Origin of the sequence: Agromyces sp. C10 (assembly GCF_023217995.1) — a bacterium.
Taxonomy (GTDB): Bacteria; Actinomycetota; Actinomycetes; order Actinomycetales; family Microbacteriaceae; genus Agromyces; species Agromyces indicus.
Genome location: NZ_JALPSX010000013.1, coordinates 64,274 through 79,790, shown reverse-complemented (window position 1 = coordinate 79,790; position 15,517 = coordinate 64,274). Strand labels below are relative to the sequence as shown.

The 15,517-nt window shown below is 73.6% G+C and carries 13 protein-coding genes; 6 read left to right on the top strand and 7 right to left on the bottom strand.

Annotated elements, in window-relative coordinates; all coding sequences use genetic code 11:
- Positions 1 to 42: 42 nt before the first annotated feature.
- The 4 genes from M1L56_RS14655 to M1L56_RS14640 all read right to left on the bottom strand — a co-directional run bounded on the left by M1L56_RS14655 (position 43) and on the right by M1L56_RS14640 (position 3,861).
- The gene (locus tag M1L56_RS14655; protein WP_248599792.1) at positions 43 to 1,038 is read right to left on the bottom strand and encodes a YihY/virulence factor BrkB family protein; all 996 of its coding nucleotides are present in this window, start codon (positions 1,036 to 1,038) and stop codon (positions 43 to 45) included.
- A gap of 43 nt (positions 1,039 to 1,081) precedes the next feature.
- Positions 1,082 to 2,095 carry an alpha/beta hydrolase gene (locus M1L56_RS14650; RefSeq protein ID WP_248599791.1) on the bottom strand — a complete coding sequence of 338 codons (1,014 nt, stop codon included), beginning with the start codon at positions 2,093 to 2,095 and terminating at the stop codon, positions 1,082 to 1,084.
- 79 nt (positions 2,096 to 2,174) lie between these two features.
- Positions 2,175 to 3,323: a hypothetical protein gene (locus M1L56_RS14645; protein ID WP_248599790.1), complete on the bottom strand. Its 1,149-nt coding sequence runs from the start codon at positions 3,321 to 3,323 to the stop codon at positions 2,175 to 2,177.
- A gap of 10 nt (positions 3,324 to 3,333) precedes the next feature.
- Entirely contained in the window at positions 3,334 to 3,861 is a 528-nt protein-coding gene (locus M1L56_RS14640; RefSeq protein WP_231878590.1) for a GNAT family N-acetyltransferase, read from the bottom strand.
- A 286-nt stretch (positions 3,862 to 4,147) separates the two neighbouring features.
- Here M1L56_RS14640 and M1L56_RS14635 point away from each other — a divergent pair, with 286 nt between their 5' ends.
- The 5 genes from M1L56_RS14635 to paaZ all read left to right on the top strand — a co-directional run bounded on the left by M1L56_RS14635 (position 4,148) and on the right by paaZ (position 11,348).
- Entirely contained in the window at positions 4,148 to 6,115 is a 1,968-nt protein-coding gene (locus tag M1L56_RS14635; protein WP_248599789.1) for a DEAD/DEAH box helicase, read from the top strand.
- 266 nt (positions 6,116 to 6,381) lie between these two features.
- A complete protein-coding gene (locus M1L56_RS14630) occupies positions 6,382 to 7,584 on the top strand; it encodes an acetyl-CoA C-acyltransferase (RefSeq protein ID WP_248599788.1) in 1,203 nt (400 codons plus the stop codon).
- A complete protein-coding gene (locus M1L56_RS14625; RefSeq protein WP_248599787.1) occupies positions 7,581 to 8,351 on the top strand; it encodes an enoyl-CoA hydratase/isomerase family protein in 771 nt (256 codons plus the stop codon). Before M1L56_RS14630 ends, M1L56_RS14625 begins: the two co-directional genes overlap by 4 nt.
- Positions 8,348 to 9,211, top strand: coding sequence for a 3-hydroxyacyl-CoA dehydrogenase family protein (locus tag M1L56_RS14620; protein ID WP_248599786.1), 864 nt, complete (start codon positions 8,348 to 8,350; stop codon positions 9,209 to 9,211). The genes M1L56_RS14625 and M1L56_RS14620 overlap by 4 nt, the downstream gene beginning before the upstream one ends.
- Positions 9,212 to 9,272: 61 nt before the next feature.
- The gene (paaZ, locus tag M1L56_RS14615) at positions 9,273 to 11,348 is read left to right on the top strand and encodes a phenylacetic acid degradation bifunctional protein PaaZ (RefSeq protein ID WP_248599785.1); all 2,076 of its coding nucleotides are present in this window, start codon (positions 9,273 to 9,275) and stop codon (positions 11,346 to 11,348) included.
- Between the two features lie 10 nt (positions 11,349 to 11,358).
- On the opposite strand, the gene M1L56_RS14610 is transcribed toward paaZ, so the two are convergent.
- On the bottom strand, positions 11,359 to 13,461 hold the full coding sequence (locus M1L56_RS14610; protein WP_248599784.1) for a RecQ family ATP-dependent DNA helicase: 2,103 nt from the start codon (positions 13,459 to 13,461) through the stop codon (positions 11,359 to 11,361).
- Positions 13,462 to 13,637: 176 nt separating this feature from the next.
- Here M1L56_RS14610 and M1L56_RS14605 point away from each other — a divergent pair, with 176 nt between their 5' ends.
- Positions 13,638 to 13,997 carry a hypothetical protein gene (locus tag M1L56_RS14605; protein WP_248599783.1) on the top strand — a complete coding sequence of 120 codons (360 nt, stop codon included), beginning with the start codon at positions 13,638 to 13,640 and terminating at the stop codon, positions 13,995 to 13,997.
- 18 nt (positions 13,998 to 14,015) lie between these two features.
- On the opposite strand, the gene M1L56_RS14600 is transcribed toward M1L56_RS14605, so the two are convergent.
- Together M1L56_RS14600 and M1L56_RS14595 are read right to left on the bottom strand one after the other, a co-directional pair.
- A complete protein-coding gene (locus M1L56_RS14600) occupies positions 14,016 to 14,729 on the bottom strand; it encodes a GAF and ANTAR domain-containing protein (protein ID WP_248599782.1) in 714 nt (237 codons plus the stop codon).
- On the bottom strand, positions 14,726 to 15,430 hold the full coding sequence (locus M1L56_RS14595) for a GAF and ANTAR domain-containing protein (RefSeq protein WP_248599781.1): 705 nt from the start codon (positions 15,428 to 15,430) through the stop codon (positions 14,726 to 14,728). Before M1L56_RS14595 ends, M1L56_RS14600 begins: the two co-directional genes overlap by 4 nt.
- Between the last annotated feature and the right edge of the window lie 87 nt (positions 15,431 to 15,517).

The window sequence follows — 15,517 nt, the reverse complement described above, 5'->3', positions numbered from 1 at the left end:
CCACGCGCGTTGCCGGTGCGTAACGGATGCCGCCGGCCGCCCTCATCCAGCGCCCTCCTGCCGCGCGCCGGCGAGCATCCGGGCCGACGCGCGGATGTCGGCCTCGCGCTGCTCGCGGTTGAGGCGCACGAGGCGCTCGTCGCGCAGCTCGAGCCGGAGCGTCTCCTGCGCGGGGATCCCCGCCCGGAGCTGGCGGGCGCGCTCCACCTCGGAGTCCAGCACCGCGCCGACCAGCACGGCCATGTTGCCGAGCCAGGTCCACAGGAGGAAGGCGATGATGCCGCCGAGCACGCCGTAGACGCGGTCGTAGCTGGCGAAGTTCCACACGTACAGGCCGAAGAGCACGGTCGTCAGGATCCAGACGGCGAGCGCGACGCCCGCCCCGACCGAGATCCAGCGACGACGGGGTCGGCGCACGTTCGGGGCGGCCCAGTAGAGCACGGCGAGCATGAGTCCCGCGAGGACCGCGACGAACGGCAGCTTGGCGAGATCCCAGACGAGCACCCAGCCGTCGTCGATGCCGAGCGCCCGGAACATGGCCGTCGCGACGTTGCCGCTCACGACGAGCGCCACCGCGACGAGCGAGCCGAGCACGACGAGCACGGCCGCCGCGCCCAGCATCGCCGGGCGGGACTTCCAGAACGGGCGGCCCTCGGGCACGCCGAGAATCCGGTTCATCCCGCGTCCGAACGTGCCCAGGTACCCGGACACGGTCCAGAGGGTGACCACGAGCCCGGTGGCGAGCGCGAGCCCGGCGCGGGAGGCGTTCAGCAACTGGTCGAGCGGCTCGGTGAGCGCCGACGCGACATCCTCGCCACCGAGGTCGCGCACCGCGGCGAGGGCACCACCGGCGACCTCGTCGGCGCTGCCGAACACGCCGAGCAGCGCCGCCGCCGCGAGCAGTGCCGGGCACACCGTGAGCACCACGTAGTACGTGAGGGCGGCGGCCAGGTCCCAGCACTGGTGGATGCGGAACTCGTGCATGGTGCGGGTCGCGATGACCTGCCAGTCGGGACGGGTCGCCGTCGTCGTGAGCATGACCCGAGCCTAGGCACGGCCCGACGCCGGCGCAGGGGATTGCCTACCCGAGGTGCGTATGCAGGAATGCGGCGACGCGCTCGCGGAGGGGCGCGTCGAGGATACCGATGGAGTGGGCCGAGCCGGGGACGAGGGCGACCTCGACCGGCACGGCGGAGGCGCGGAGGGTGGCCGCGAACCGCTCGGCCTGACCCACGGGCACGACCTCGTCGGCCGCGTGGCCGATGAGCACGGGCGGGTCGCTCGGGTCGACGTGCGCCGTCGCGGACGCCTCGATCGCCTGGGGGCACGCCGCGTCGTCCGCCGCCGGCTCGCAGCCGAGGAACTCGCCGACGATGCCGCGCAACCACTCGGAGGCGCCGTCGGCCTCGAGCTCGGCGGCACCCAGGCCGACCGGGCCCGACAGCTGTGCGACGGCGGCGACGCGCGACCCGGTGTCGAGCGGCCCGTCGCCGAGCATGCCGAGCAGCGCCGCGAGGTGCCCGCCGGCCGAGCCGCCGAAGACGCCGATGCGGGCCGGGTCGAGGTCGAAGCGCTCGACCTGCGCGGGCTCCCGCAGCCAGGCGACTGCCGCCGCGACGTCGTCGATCTGCGCCGGGTAGCGCGCCTCCGGCACGAGCCGGTAGTTGACGGATGCCGCGACGAAGCCCTCGCTCGCCAGCCACAGGCACACGTTGCGCCAGTCGGCGTTCGCCTTGTCGCCGCGGGCCCAGCTCCCGCCGTGCACCGACACCACGACCGGCTGCGATCCGCCCACGGTGTCGGCGGGCGGACGGCACACGTCGAGCGTCAGCAGCGTGCCGTCGGCGGCGATGCCGTACTGCAGGTCGGCGTCCACCCGCAGGCCGGCGGGCGGCTCGAACGTGCGGATGCCGATGATCTCGGCGCCTGCCACCTCACTCGAGGCCTGCTCGGCGGTCGGGTCGAGCTCGCGCACCGGCTGGTGGAACGCCGAGACGGCAGCCGCGATCGAGAGCGCCGCGGCGACGGCGAGGGCGACCCGGACGGACCGGCGGCGCCGGCCTCCGCGACCGCCGGAGATTCGGGTGGGGGTCACGGGGGCTCCGGGTTCAGGGGTGAGGTGATGCTACCTCAGGTTCGAACGGATGCCGCCCTCCGGATCGAACTCGGGCTCGTCAGCCGAGCAGCTCGCCCGTCGTCGCGTCGAACGGCACCACGGCGTCCTCGTACGCGGAGCCGAGCATGACGAGCATCCGGAGCGGCAGCGCGCCCGTCGCATCCGCCACCGGCGACCGCGACACGGTCACGATCACGCCCGTCGGCTCGGCGATGCCCGAGTGCTCCTCGGCGACGTCGATGAACGCGGGGATGCGGTCCCAGTCGACGTCGCCGACGTCGAACAGCGCGGCTTCGGGATCGTCCGGCTGGATCGGATCGGGTCCGCCGTGCGAGGTGCGGTCGTAGCGGTACTCGTAGGAGTCGATGGTGAGCGCGCCGGGCTCGCTCGGCGCGGAGGCGAGCGCGTACTCGCCGTAGAACCCGATGCTCACGAACCGCGTGCCGCCGGTCTCCGCGACGAGCGCGTCGACGATCTCGCGATGCCGGTCGCCGAGGACCACCCCGGCCGACGCCGGGTCGCCCGAGGCGATCGCCCGCGCGGTGCGTCCGATGGCGTCGTAGGCCGGGATCAGCACGACGGCCGCCGTCGCGACGGCCGTGCCCGCGAGGAGCACGCGCCGCGCCGTCCGCCGCGGTGCGGTCGCGCGGCGGCCCGCGGACGCCGCCGACGGTTCCACGGGCTCCCACCTCGGCGCCTGCTCCGCGAGCGGAATCGTGCGCTCGGCGCCCGTCCGCAGCTGCTCGGCGTCGCGCAGCCGCGCCCAGTCCGCCGGAGGATCGAGTTCGAGGACGACCTCGGGAGCCGCGTCATCCGGACGCCGCACCACCACGACCTCGCCCGGCTGCACGCGAGGGATCGCCACGACGTCGACGACCTGTCGGTGCGTCGTCGTGTACGCGGCGCGGAACCGCGGAGCCACCGTGAGGAGCAGCTCGACCTGCGGTTGCCCGCTCACGGTGAGGCCGGTCCGGCCGATCCGCTCGACGCGCGCCAGCGCCAGCTCGCCCGTCGGCGGCGCAGCGCCGGTGCCGGCGGCGCGCCCGACGGCGCCCACCGAGCGCAGGAAGGCGAACACGGCGGCGACGATGGCGATCGGGAGGGCCAGGCTCCACGCGATGATGTAGCGCGGGTCGCCCGTCGCGATCGCGCCGATCGCACCCCCGAGCGTCACGCCGAAGGCGACGGCCGAGATCAACGCGAGCACGCGAAGAAGGCTACTCGCCGACCGCCACCGGGACCTCGCCCGTGCGCGGCCCGCTCGCGAATCCGACGAGCGACTTCGACATGCAGACGCTGAACCGCTCGCCGACGTACTGCCCGAACTGCGGGATCCGGCGGTAGCCGTGCTTCGCGTACAGCGCCAGCGCCGCGTGGTGCAGCGGGCCGGTCTCGAGGAGGATCTCGTGGATCCCCCGGCCCGCGGCATCCGTCTCGATTCGCTCGATGAGCGCGCTGCCCACCCCGAGGCCGCGCGCGTCGTCGTGGACGAACATGCGCTTCAGCTCGCCGCGAGCCGGGCCGAGTTCGTCGGACTCCACCAGGGCGGCCATGCCGAGGGCCACGCCGTCGATGCCGCGCGCCACGTACACGGTCGTGCCCGGTGCCTCGAGCTCCTCGACCTCGAGGAGGAAGTTCGACTCCGGCGGGTACAGGGACTGCGCGTGGGCGGTACTGCCGGCGAGCAGGCGATCGATGCCCGGCTCGCGGGGCGACTCGATGGAGATCGACAGCGGTGTGGTCACGGCGAGAGCGTACGCGATCCGCGTTACCGGGTCGTTACGTTCCGTCATCGCGCGTGGGCTGCCGGGCGGATTCACAGGAGCACCTCCGGTACCCTTGGGAGGTCGGTTCTGGACACCGCGCCGTGCGCGGATGGGTTTGTGAGTCCTGAGGGCCGGTTCCGCTGCACTCCGCGGCGGATAGTCACATGTATGTGAACGGCCCCGGTCGACGACTGCCCGGGTTCTCAGTCAGGTCGCGCCAGCGCGGCCGGCTGCCATGTACACGAGTACAACCCAGGAAGCAGCCATGCCCAAGAACAAGAAGCCCGCCGGCGGACGCCCCGCCCGCAACTTCGACCCCTCGTACGCGAAGGGCGGCCGCTCGGGCGGCTCGGCCCAGCGCAAGCCCGGCTCGCGCAGCCCGAGCCACCGCGGCTACCGTCCCGAGGAGGCCGAGGCGCCGCGCAAGGCGCGCTGGAGCCGCGAGGAGCGCGTCGAGTCCGGCCGCACGCCGCACCGCGCCGAGCGGCCCGGTCGCGACGAGCGTCGTCGTGACGACCGTCCCATCGCCGGTCGAGGCGCCCCGCGCAGCGGCCCGTCGCGGGACCGCGACGACCGCGCGCCGCGCCGGTTCGACCGGGACGACCGCTCCGCCGGTGGTCGAGTAGCACCGCGGAGCGGCGCGTATCGAGACCGCGACGACCGCTCCGCCGGTGGTCGAGTAGCTCCGCGGAGCGGCGCGTATCGAGACCGCGACGACCGCGCCGCCGGTGGTCGAGTAGCTCCGCGGAGCGGCGCGTATCGAGACCGCGACGACCGCGCCCCCCGCCGGTTCGACCGCGACGACCGCACCGCCGGTGGTCGAGTAGCACCGCGGAGCGGCGCGTATCGAGACCGCGACGACCGCGCCCCCCGTCGCGACCGCGAGTTCGACCGCGCCCCCCGTCGCGCCCGCGAGTTCGACCGTCCCGGCTTCCGCGACTCCGAGCGCCGGCCCTCCTCGTTCTACCCGGCGCCCGAGCGCGCCGAGCGCTTCGCTCCGGCCGACGACGTCGTGCTCGAGCGCCTCGAGGCCGAAGCCATCCAGGCCGAGCAGGTCGACGGCATCGGCTTCGCCGACCTCGGCCTCGGCGGCAACATCGTCCGCACCCTGAAGGAGCTCGGCGCCGAGACGCCGTTCCCGATCCAGGCTGCGACCATCCCGGTCGTGCTCGAGGGTCGCGACGTGCTCGGCCGCGGCCGCACCGGGTCGGGCAAGACCATCGCGTTCGGTGCGCCGACCGTGGAGCGCCTCATGACGCTCTGGGCCGAGAACGGCGGCCGCGCCGGCGGCAAGCGCCAGTTCGGTCGCAAGCCCCGTGCGCTCATCCTGGCGCCGACGCGCGAGCTCGCCCTGCAGATCGACCGCACCGTGCAGCCCATCGCGCAGAGCGTCGGCCTGTTCACGACGCAGATCTACGGCGGCGTGCCCCAGGGTCGCCAGGTCGGCGCGCTCCAGCGCGGCGTCGACATCGTCATCGGCACCCCCGGTCGTGTCGAGGACCTCATCGAGCAGGGCCGCCTCGACCTCAGCGAGGTGGCGATCACGATCCTCGACGAGGCGGACCACATGTGCGACCTCGGCTTCCTCGAGCCGGTGCAGCGGATCCTCCGCCGCACCGCGCCGGACGGCCAGAAGCTGCTGTTCTCGGCGACGCTCGACTCGGGCGTGGCCACGCTCGTCGACGAGTTCCTCGTCGACCCGGCCGTGCACGAGGTCGCCGGTGAGGACCAGGCCTCGGGCACGATCGAGCACCGCGTGTTCGTGATCGACAACCGCGACAAGCGCGACATCGTCGCCCAGCTCGCCGACCGCGAGGGCAAGACCCTGGTCTTCTCGCGGACGCGTGCGTTCGCGGAGGACCTCACGGACCACCTCGCCGACGCCGGCATCCTGGCGGTGGCGCTGCACGGCGACCTGAACCAGTCGCGCCGTACGCGCAACCTGCAGCAGCTCACGAGCGGTCGGGTCGACGTGCTCGTCGCGACGGATGTCGCCGCCCGCGGCATCCACGTCGACGACATCGACCTCGTCATCCAGGCCGACGCGCCCGACGAGTACAAGACGTACCTGCACCGCTCGGGCCGTACCGGCCGCGCCGGTCGCGAGGGTCGCGTCGTGACCCTGGTGCCGCGCAACCGCCAGCGCCGCCTGGCCGACCTGCTCGGCCGCGCCGAGATCGAGGTCGACTTCGAGGACGTGCGCCTCGGCGACGAGGTGCTCAGCGCCCTCTGACCCGTTCGTTTCTCAGGACGGCGCGCCGCACCACCGTGCGAACCCCCGCGTGTCGTCCTGAGAAACGCGGTGCACCGACCGGAGGCTCCTGAGAACGGGAATGCCGGGTCGGGGGAGGGGGTCGGCGGCGCCCGACTGGCGGATGCGGCATCCGTTCGGCATACTTACTGACTGAACGGTCGGTTGTGAAAGCGCAGCCGAGAGCGGATGCCGCGCTCGCCCTGCGCCGGCGACGGACATCCCCGACAACGTGGTCAGGAGTGGGCATGGCGGACGCGTACCTCGTCGGCGGAGTGCGGACCCCGGTGGGTCGCTACGGGGGCGCGCTCGCGAGCGTGCGACCCGACGACCTCGCGAGCCTCGTCGTGGGCGAGGCGGTGCGGCGCGCCGGGCTCGAGCAGGCCGCCATCGAGGCGGGCGCGATCGACGAGATCATCCTCGGCGCCGCGAACCAGGCCGGCGAGGACAACCGCAACGTCGCCCGCATGTCGGTGCTGCTCGCGGGCCTGCCCGACTCGGTGCCGGGCATCACCGTCAACCGCCTCTGCGCGTCGGGCATGTCGGCGATCACGATGGCGGCGCAGGCGATCCGCGCGGGCGACGCCGACCTCATCGTCGCCGGCGGCGTCGAGTCGATGACCCGCGCGCCCTGGGTGCAGGCCAAGCCCGCCAAGCCGTGGGCGAAGCCCGGCGACGCGTACGACACGTCGATCGGGTGGCGCTTCCCGAATCCGACCCTGCTCGCGCGCGACAAGGCCACCTACTCGATGCCCGAGACGGCCGAGGAGGTCGCCCGCGTCGACGGCATCACGCGCGAGGACGCCGACGCGTTCGCGCTCCGCAGCCAGCAGCGCGCGGCGGCCGCGATCGACGCGGGCCGCTTCGAGGCCGAGATCGTGGGCGTGCCGACCGGGCACGGCGAGGTGCTCGTCGACGAGGGCCCGCGCCGCGACACGTCGCTCGAGGCGCTCGCCGGGCTGCGGCCGGTCGTGCGGGGCGGCTCGGTCGTCACCGCGGGCAACTCGAGTTCGCTCAACGACGGCGCGTCCGCGATCGTCGTCGCGAGCGAGGCCGCCGTCGAGAAGTACGGGCTCGAGCCGCGCGCCCGCGTGGTCGTGGGCGCCTCCGCGGGCCTCGCGCCCGAGATCATGGGCCTCGGACCGGTGCCGGCCACCGAGAAGGCACTGGCTCGCGCGGGCATGAGCGTCGGCGACCTCGGCTCGATCGAACTCAACGAGGCCTTCGCGACGCAGTCGCTCGCGAGCATGCGCCGGCTCGGGCTCGACCCCGAGATCGTCAACGCCGACGGCGGCGCGATCGCGCTGGGCCACCCGCTGGGCTCGTCCGGTGCCCGGCTCGTCGTGACGCTGCTCGGGCGCATGGAGCGCGAGGGCTCCCGCTACGGGCTCGCCACGATGTGCGTCGGCGTCGGGCAGGGTTCGGCGCTCATCGTCGAGGGCGTGCGATGAACACGTCGGATGTCGCGGTGGGACCCGAGACGCCGGAGCCGCTCCTCGTCGAGCGTCGCGACGACCGCGTCGTGGCGACGCTGAGCCGTCCCGACAAGCGCAACGCGATCGACCAGGCCACGATCGACGCCCTGCACGCGCTCTGCGCGGAGCTCGAGGCCGACCCGCGCATCCTCATCCTCACCGGTGCGGACGGCGTCTTCGCGTCGGGCGCCGACATCGCGCAGCTGCGCGAGCGACGCGCCGCCGACGCGCTCGCGGGCATCAACGCGAACGCCTTCGTGCGCATCAACGAGCTGCCGATGCCCGTCATCGCGGCGGTCGACGGCTGGGCGCTCGGTGGCGGCGCCGAGCTCGCGTACGCCGCCGACATCCGCATCTCGACACCGGACGCGCGCTTCGGCAACCCCGAGACGGGACTCGGCATCATCCCCGCGGCCGGGGCGACCTGGCGCCTGAAGGAGATCGTCGGCGAGGCCCGCGCGGCCGAGCTGCTCCTCACGGGCCGCATCGTCGACGCCGCCGAGGCGCTCTCGATCGGACTCGTGACCGGGGTGCACCCGACCGGCGACCTGCTCACCGAGGCGCACGCGCTCGCCGACCGCATCGCGAAGAACGACCGCGCTGCGACCATCGCGACCAAGCGCGTCCTGCGCGCACCGCGCGCGGACCACCCGCGCGTCGACCTCGAGGTGCAGGCCGAGCTCTTCGAGAGCCCGGAGAAGCACCGCCGCATGACCGAGTTCCTGGAGAGGCGGAAGAGATGAGCGGATCCAGTGCACCCGAACGCGTCGGCGTGCTCGGCGGCGGCCGCATGGGCGCGGGCATCGCGCACGCGTTCCTGCTCGCCGGCTCCCACGTGACCGTCGTCGAGCGCGACGACGCGGCGGCCGAGGGGGCGCGCGGGCGCGTGCTCGACTCGGTCGCGGCATCCGTCGCCCGCGGCACCACCGACGAGACCGCCGAGGCGCTCGGCGGGCGCCTCGCCGTGGCGACCGAGGTCGACGGGTTCGCCGATGCCGGGCTCGTCGTCGAGGCCGTCCCCGAGGACCTCGACCTCAAGGTCGACGCGCTCACCCGCGCCGAGGGCGTGCTGGCAGCGGATGCCGCGCTCGCGAGCAACACGTCGTCCATCTCGATCGACGAGCTCGCGGGGCGCCTCGACCGGCCCGCGCGGTTCCTCGGCATGCACTTCTTCAACCCCGTGCCCGCGTCGACGCTCGTCGAGGTGGTGCGCGGCACCGGCACCGACGGCGCGCTCGTCGAGGAGGCCCGCGGCTGGGTGCAGGCGATCGGCAAGACCCCGATCATCGTGCACGACGCCCCCGGCTTCGCCTCCAGCCGGCTCGGCGTCGCGCTGGGAATCGAGGCGATCCGCATGCTCGAGGAGGGCGTCGCCTCCGCCGAGGACATCGACGCCGCCATGGCGCTCGGCTACAAGCACCCGGTCGGCCCCCTGAAGCTGACCGACCTCGTCGGCCTCGACGTGCGGCTCGGCATCGCCGAGTACCTCGCGGGCGAGCTCGGCGAGCGATTCGAACCGCCCGCCCTGCTGCGCCGCATGGTCGCCGAGGGCAAGCTCGGTCGCAAGACCGGCGAGGGCTTCTACCTGTGGGACGCGCAGTAGTGCGGGTCTCGATACGCGCCGCCTCCGGCGGTGCTGCTCGACCACCGAGGAGTGAAACCAGATGACCGAGATCCTGCCCAGCTACGTCCGCGACGCATGGTGGACGCCCGGCGACGACGCCGCGGCATCCGCTGCCGAGGTGCGCGACGCGTCGACCGGCGAGGTCGTCGCCCGGGTCTCGACCGAGGGCCTCGACCTGGCCGCGGTGCTCGAGCACGCCCGCACGGTCGGCCAGAAGCGCCTCGGCGAGCTGACCTTCCACCAGCGCGCGGTGCTGCTCAAGCAGATGGCGCTCGTGCTCACCGAGCGCAAGGCCGAGCTCTACGAGCTCTCGGCCCGCACGGGCGCGACCCAGCGGGACTCGTGGGTGGACATCGACGGCGGCATCGGCGTGCTCTTCACCTACTCGTCGAAGGGTCGCCGCGAGATGCCGAACGGCAAGGTGCTCGTCGACGGCCCGGTCGAGCCGCTCTCGAAGGACGGCTCGTTCATCGGCCGCCACGTCTACACCCGGCTTCCCGGCGTCGCCGTGCAGATCAACGCCTTCAACTTCCCCGTCTGGGGTTCGCTCGAGAAGTTCGCCCCGGCGTTCCTCGCGGGCGTCCCGACCGTCGTGAAGCCCGCGACGCCCACCGGCTACCTGACCGAGGCGTACGTCCGCATCCTCGTCGAGTCCGGGCTGCTGCCCGCCGGCTCGCTGCAGCTCGTGTCGGGCAGCGTGCCCGACCTGTTCGAGCACCTGCGCCTCGGCGACCACGTCGCGTTCACCGGCTCCGCGTCCACCGCCGAGCGGCTCCGCGCGCACGACTCGGTGCAGACCGGCGGGGTGCGGTTCTCGAGCGAGACCGACTCGATCAACGCGTCGGTGCTGGGCACGGATGCCACGCCCGAGACGCCCGAGTTCGACGCCTACGTCAAGCAGCTCGTCACCGAGATGACGTCGAAGGCCGGGCAGAAGTGCACCGCCATCCGCCGGGCGATCGTGCCCGCGGCATCCGTCGACGCGCTCGTCGACGCGGTGCGCGAGCGGCTCGCCGAGCGCGTGGTCGTGGGCGACCCGCGCCAGGAGGGCACGACGATGGGTCCGCTCGCCTCGACCGGCCAGCGCGACGAGGTGCTGCGCCAGGTGCGCAAGCTGCAGGACGCCGGCGGCGAGCTCGTCATCGGCACCACCGAGGCACCGGCGGGCGTCGCGGCCGAGGGGGCGTTCGTCGAGCCGATGCTGCTGAAGTTCGCGGATGCCACGGCGCCGGCGGTGCACGAGGTCGAGGCGTTCGGCCCCGTGGCATCCGTCATCGCCTACGACTCGATCGACCAGGCCGTCGATCTCGTCGCGCGCGGCGGCGGCTCGCTCGTGACCAGCGTGGCCACCCACGACCCGGAGGTCGCAGTCGCCCTCGCGACGGGCATCGCGCCCATGAACGGCCGCCTGCTGTTCCTCGACCGCGACGACGCGCGCTCATCCACCGGCCACGGGTCGCCCGTGCCGCACCTCGTGCACGGCGGACCGGGCCGAGCGGGCGGCAGCGAGGAGCTCGGCGGCATCCGCGCGGTCAAGCACTACATGCAGCGCACCGCGGTGCAGGGTTCGCCCGCCATGCTCACCGCGCTCACGGGCGTCTGGCACTCGGGCGCCGAGGCCCGCCCGTACCTCGCCGCGGGGGAGCCGCACCCGTTCCGCAAGTCGCTCGCCGACCTGCGCATCGGCGACCAGGTCGCCTCGGAGCCGCGCACGGTGACGCTCGAGGACATCGAGACCTTCGCGCACTTCACGGGCGACACGTTCTACGCGCACATGGACGAGGAGGCCGCGGCCGCGAACCCGTTCTTCCCCGGCCGGGTCGCGCACGGGTACCTGCTCGTGTCGTGGGCCGCGGGCCTGTTCGTGGATGCCGCGCCCGGCCCGGTGCTCGCCAACTACGGTCTCGAGAACCTGCGGTTCATCACGCCCGTCTCGCCCGGCGACTCGATCCGCGTGGAACTCACCGCCAAGGAGATCTCGCCGCGCGAGACCGACGAGTACGGCGAGGTGCGCTGGGATGCGGTGCTGAAGAACCAGGACGACGAGATCGTCGCGACCTACGACGTGCTCACGCTGGTCGCCAAGGAGCCGACGCCGGTGCCGCAGCCGGCGTAGCCGAGCGCGGTCAGCCGCGGAGGGCGAGCGCGAACGGCAGGACGCCGGTCGCGCCCGCCTGCCGGAGCGCCCGGGCGGCGACGGTGAGGGTCCAGCGGCTGTCGGCGAGGTCGTCGACGAGCAGCACCGGACCCGCGGGCACCTCGAGTCCGTCGGCGGAGAAGCGGTTCCAGACGCCCGCGAGGCGGAAGGCGCTGTTGCCGCCGGGCGCGCCGGAGGGCCCGCCGTCCGCGGGGGCGAGCGCGCCGAGGTACGGCAGGCGCCCGACCTCGGCGAGCCCGCGGGCGAGCGAGTCGACGAGCTGCGGCCGCGAGCGTGACGGCACGGATGCCACGGCGACGGGCCGCTCGGCCCAGCCCCAGTCGGCGAGCACGCGCACGCACGCAGCCATGACCTGCGGCGGGACCGGTCGGTCGCCCGCTCCCGCCGCGAACAGCTCGCGGAGCGTGCCGCCCCAGCCGAGGTCGGTGAGCCGCGCGAGCGCGCGCCCCTCGGCGGCCTGCTCGCCCGGCGCGATGCGCCCCTTCACGGGGACGCCGAGGCGATCGGCACCGGTCGGCCACGCCCGGCGCGGCTCGATCGGCACGCCGACGCGGTCGAGCGCGGCGGCCGCCGCCTCGGCGGCTCCCGAGTCGAGGCCGCCCGGGTACCATGCGCCGGCGCAGTTGTCGCAGCGGCCGCACGGCTTCGCGGTGTCGTCGTCGAGGGAGCGCTGCAGGAACTCCATGCGGCATCCGTCGGTCGTCTCGTACTCGATCATGTGCTGCTGCTCGGCCTCGCGCTCGGCGGCGATGCGCGCGTAGCGGTCGGCGTCGTACGACCACGGCTCGCCCGTGGCGACCCAGCCGCCCTGCACGCGCCTGACGGCGCCGTCGACGTCGAGCACCTTGAGGAGCAGCTCGAGCGGGGTGCGCCGGATGTCGACCCGCGCCTCGAGCGCCGGCGTGGAAAGCGGCACGTCGGAGAGCTCGTCGATGACGCGCCGCGCGCGGTCTTCATCGGGCATCGACGCGGTCGCGAAGTAGTGCCAGATGGCGCGGTCCTCGGGGCCGGGGAGCAGCAGCACATCGGCGTTCTCGCTCGCGCGGCCGGCGCGGCCGACCTGCTGGTAGTAGGCGACGGGGGACGACGGCGCCCCGAGGTGCACGACGAACCCGAGGTCGGGCTTGTCGAAGCCCATGCCGAGCGCGCTCGTCGCGACGAGCGCCTTCACCTCGTTGCGCTTCAGCATCGCCTCGGACTCCTCGCGTTCCTCCGGGTCGGTCTGGCCGGTGTAGGCGCGCACGTCGTGGCCGCGCTCGCGCAGGAGCCGGGCGGTGTCGTTCGCCGCCGAGACCGTGAGCGCGTAGATGATGCCCGAGCCCGGAAGGTCATCGAGATGGCTGAGCAGCCAGGCGAGCCGCGTCGGCGCGTCGGGCAGGCGCAGCACGCCGAGCCGGAGCGAGGTGCGGGCGAGCGGGCCGCGGATGGTCAGGACGTCGGCGCCCGATCCGAGCTGCTCCGCGACATCCGCCACCACCCGGCTGTTCGCCGTGGCGGTGGTCGCGAGTACCGGAACCCCAGCCGGGATCTCGGCGATCAGGTCGCGCAGCCGCCGGTAGTCGGGGCGGAAGTCGTGCCCCCAGTCGCTGATGCAGTGCGCCTCGTCGACCACGAGCATGCCGATGCGCCGCACGAGCGACGGCAGCTGCTGCTCGCGGAACGCCGGGTTGTTCAGCCGCTCGGGCGAGACGAGGAGCACGTCGACGGCGTCATCGGCGAGCCGCTGCTGCACGTCGGCCCACTCGTGCGGGTTGGTCGAGTTGATGGCGACGGCGCGGACGCCGGCGCGTTCCGCCGCGGCGATCTGGTCGCGCATCAGCGCGAGCAGCGGGGAGACGAGCACGGTCGGCCCGCCGCCGCGACGGCGCAGCAGCAGCGTCGCGACGAAGTACACCGCCGACTTGCCCCAGCCCGTGCGCTGCACCACCAGCGCACGGCGCCGCCCGTCGACGAGCGCCTCGATGGCCTCGTACTGGCCCTCGTGGAAGTCGGCATCGGGGCGACCGACGAGGTCGCGAAGCGCGGCGAGCGCCTCGGCGCGAGTGGCGGAGGGCGCGTCGACGGAGGTCATGGCTCCACTCTGGCGGATGCCGCCGACAGCCGCTCGGGCGGTCCGACCGGATCAGCCCGGCCCGGTTTCGCGATGCGCAACCCCCCTGAGCGCGTCCGGAAGCCGCGAGTAGAATGCATGCGCATGCGCCCCCCGGACCCTGGGGCACACGGACGATACGTTCGAGGAGGCGCGACATGGCGCAGCGGATCACCTACGCCGGCGGCGAGTTCATCGTCGCCGACATCGTCGCCGACGCGCTCCTCGACTACGCCCTCACGCTCGCACGCCGCGCGCGGGTCGATGTCGTGCACGTGCGGACCCGCCGCATCGACGGCTCGGTCGGCCGCATGCGGCTCCTCATCGGCGACGGGATGCCGCTCGCCAGCGAGGCGAAGTGGGAGGAGTCGACGGCCATCGACTCCCACCCCGACGACGAGGCGGCCGCCGCGCTCATCCGGCACCGGGCGGCGGCGTTCGGACGGAGCCCGACGATCCGGTTGGACGGCGAGGGGAACGGGCACTCCGACCTGCTGAGCGCCTACGACGAGTTCTGACCGCAGCCGGCGCGCGGCTCAGAAGATGAGTTCCCGGTGCACGACCCGCTCGGCGACGACGCCGAGCGGCAGGCTGTGGCTCCGGGCGTGGGTGCGCAGGAGCCCGAACGCCTCCTCGGGGGAGATGTCGTGGGTGTGCGCGAGCACGCCCTTCGCCTGCTCGATGGTCACGCGCGAGTTCAGGGCGAGCTGCAGCTGCCGACGCGTCAGGTCGCTCGCGCGCAGGGCGCGTTCGTGCAGGATGCCGATGGTCGCGACGTCGGCGAGCGCCTGCGCCGTGCGGAGGTCGAGGCGGTTGAGCTCGCCCGGCTCGGTGCGGAGCAGGTTGAGCGAGCCGATCGTCTCCTCGCGCAGCCGCATCGGAATGCCGTAGGCCGACGCGAACCCGCTGTGCAGCGCCGCCACCTTGAACCCGCGCCAGCGTTCCGGCGCCGAGGCGATGTCGGGCACGTGCACCACCGACGTGGTCCGGAACGCCTCGATGCAGGGGCCGTCCTCGGCGGCGAGCTGGATGGTCTCGACGAGCTCGCTGTCCTCGCCGGTCGAGGCCATCACCTCGAGGTTGCCGTCGGCGTCGGCGAGCAGCAGGCCGACGGCCGAGACGTCGAGCAGCTCCTGGCAGCTCTCGACGAGCATCTGCAGGAGCTCGACGGTGTCGTAGTCGTCGACGAGGGTGTCCGCGAGGGTCGCGAAGACCTCGAGAAGTCGTTCCTGGCGCGAGGTCTTCGTCATGATTCCTCCTCGATCCGGCCGTCATCCGTCGTGAACGACAGGCGGCGATCGATGATGTCGTGGGCGATCTCGTTCATCGTGCGGCCCTGGGCGAGCGCCTGGCCCTGGATGAGCAGGTACGCGTCCTCCGGCGAGAGCCCGAGCTGGGCGATCACGAACCCGGTCGCCTGGTGGACCACTCGGCGTGCGTGGCGGTGATCGGAGGGGTCCGGCTCGCCGGCCAGCCGCAGCGCCCGACGCATCACGTACCGGCTGATCAGCGTGGCCATGGCTGCGGCGCGACGCGCGTCCTCGTCGCTCAGCTCGGCCGGCCCCTCGTGGTAGAGGTCGAGCGCGCCGATCCGCAGCGTGCCGATCGACAGCGGGAAGGCGAAGATCGCCCCCACGGGCTCGCGCTGGATCGCCTCGATGAACGCGGGCCACCGGTGACGGGGTCGGGTCTGGATCTCGGGCTCGAAGATCGGGCGGCCCGCCGTCACGACATCCCAGCACGGCCCTTCGCCGAGGTCGAACTGCAGTTCGTCGACGCGCGCGGCGATCGGGTCGGTCGACGAGATCGTCTCCTTCTCGAGGATGCCCCCGAGCGTCGAGACCGAAGCGCCCGTGACCGGGACGGCGCGGAGCACCGTCGAGGCCAGGTCCGCCTCGGCGGCGCGGCGGTCCGCGAGCCCGTCCATGGCCGAGTCGAACGCGTCGTCCACCCGATCACCCCTTCGGACGCAAGGTGCGCCTCCGTCCCACGGTACTCCGCCGAGGGGGCCGCGTCAGGGGGACCGGACGTCGCAGCG

Coding starts and splice junctions, on each gene's coding strand:
- M1L56_RS14655 (WP_248599792.1), bottom strand. CDS start 1,038: ATGCTCACGACGACGGCGACCCGTCCCGACTGGCAGGTCATCGCGACC.
- M1L56_RS14635 (WP_248599789.1), top strand. CDS start 4,148: ATGCCCAAGAACAAGAAGCCCGCCGGCGGACGCCCCGCCCGCAACTTC.
- M1L56_RS14630 (WP_248599788.1), top strand. CDS start 6,382: ATGGCGGACGCGTACCTCGTCGGCGGAGTGCGGACCCCGGTGGGTCGC.
- M1L56_RS14625 (WP_248599787.1), top strand. CDS start 7,581: ATGAACACGTCGGATGTCGCGGTGGGACCCGAGACGCCGGAGCCGCTC.
- M1L56_RS14620 (WP_248599786.1), top strand. CDS start 8,348: ATGAGCGGATCCAGTGCACCCGAACGCGTCGGCGTGCTCGGCGGCGGC.
- paaZ (WP_248599785.1), top strand. CDS start 9,273: ATGACCGAGATCCTGCCCAGCTACGTCCGCGACGCATGGTGGACGCCC.
- M1L56_RS14610 (WP_248599784.1), bottom strand. CDS start 13,461: ATGACCTCCGTCGACGCGCCCTCCGCCACTCGCGCCGAGGCGCTCGCC.
- M1L56_RS14605 (WP_248599783.1), top strand. CDS start 13,638: ATGGCGCAGCGGATCACCTACGCCGGCGGCGAGTTCATCGTCGCCGAC.
- M1L56_RS14600 (WP_248599782.1), bottom strand. CDS start 14,729: ATGACGAAGACCTCGCGCCAGGAACGACTTCTCGAGGTCTTCGCGACC.